The 1671-nt window shown below is 64.8% G+C and carries 1 protein-coding gene and 1 pseudogene; both read right to left on the bottom strand.

Annotated features, from left to right (window positions below):
- Positions 1-357, bottom strand: a pseudogene (locus tag NEZ08_RS21825) (APC family permease); the annotation flags it as partial.
- Between the two features lie 1023 nt (positions 358-1380).
- Positions 1381-1671 (bottom strand): hypothetical protein (locus NEZ08_RS21830; protein WP_298111678.1); only part of this gene is annotated, 291 nt, incomplete at its 5' end.

Consider the following 1671-nt stretch of genomic DNA (forward strand, 5'->3'; position numbering starts at 1 on the left):
ATTGATGAGGTCGATCGTCGCGGTGCCCAGAGGCACGCTGCCGGCGACCATGAAGACCATCGTTGCAATCAGAAGAGCCCAGCCGGAGAAATATCCGAACGGCTTTCCAAAGCCGATCTTGGTCCATTCGTATGCGGCGCCGGCGTTGGCGAACTTCTGATTGAGGCCCTTGTATGCGAGCGCGATGCCAAGCATGGGCAATGCAAAAATGAGCACGGCGTTCGGCGAAACAAAGCCGGCCGTCGCCAGCAGGCCGGAAATCGCAACCGCGATTGAGAAACCGGGCGCGCTTCCAGCCACACCCATGATCAGCGACTCGAAGAACGAGAGTGAATTGGATTTCAGCTTATCGCTCATACATACCTGAACGCGCTCAGGATGGTTTGCATCTGAGCGATCGATTGAACGGGTTTCGCCTGTGACGATTCGGCAGCCGCCGCCAGGCAAAGGCGGCCCGATGTAAAAAGCGATCCAAAGGCTACGGCCGACCGTTCGCGTTGGCAATGGCTGGCGGCGCTCGGTCTGGAAAAAAGTGAGGCCCTCGGCGACGGCCCGATCGGACGTCGCGGAAGGGCGTCAGCGCCGAAGACAGGGGTCGCATCGGATGCGAATTCCAGAGGCGCCCGTTCCCGTTCTTAAGTCCTGGATTTTTCTATTCTTCCGGAGACACTGGTCGACGGACCGACGGATGCGAACATTGCCGGCCAGGGTGCGGCCGAATGCGGCCGGAGCGGAGCGCGAACCTGCGCTCGAGGATGCCGCGCGACATTCAGGCTCCTCCCGACTGCGATCCCGAGTCGCCAAGGTGAACGCCCGATCAGCCGGGCGCCGGGCCATGCGTGGGCCCCGCTTGCCCAGGTATTGGCGACGCCGGCAACCAGCCAACGTATCACCCCGGGAACTCGATCTCAGTAGACAAGGCCGCAGGGTCACCAGGCGAACATGCACTTTGACCGGAGACCGCGTCTGGCCGCACATGAGGTCCTGATCCTGGTAAGGCGCCGCCTCTACGGTGCACAAGGGCTTCCGCGAGCGAGCCCCCCCTTCGGATGCGGCGCGGGCGCAGAACATCGAGACAGCCCTTCGCCGGAGTCGTTGTCCGCCCCGCCAAGGTTCTGAACCGCCTGGGACTGGGGCCGGCCGAGCCACCGCGACTTTCGATCGGAGGCAATCCACAGGCTGCTGAGCGCTATCCGCCCGGATGGTCGCTGCTTGTCCCGCCCCCGGCATAGGGCGTTCCATGCCTAGCAGCCGCTTTCGCCGGACCGTGTGATTCCAAGACCCGGGGGCTCTCGTCCCAAATCGGACCGATCGGGCTGAATCGCTGCGCGGCGGCTCGAGCCCATGGGTGTGCCGATGTTGAGCCACCTGGCCGCGCCGCTACTCGCACTTCGGCGGCGGGACGCTCCGCCAGCGCGTACAGACCGGCTCGTCGCGCGCCTCCTCGGCGCGACGCGCAGCGCAGAAGGCGATCATCACTCCCCGCGGCGTCGAGCGCCGCCCGGACACCGACACCGGCAGCATCGCACCGAATTTCTGCGACGGCCCAGGGTCTGCGTTCATCAGTTCCAGCTGTCTGAACCGCCCCCCCAAGAGCCGTGATTTCGCATCGGCCGGCAACCGCTTCAGCCTGCCCCATCGATGATCGCAGCGTCCCCGTGGTGCCGCCCA

Source organism: Bradyrhizobium sp. (genome assembly GCF_027451485.1).
Classification (GTDB): Bacteria; Pseudomonadota; Alphaproteobacteria; order Rhizobiales; family Xanthobacteraceae; genus Bradyrhizobium.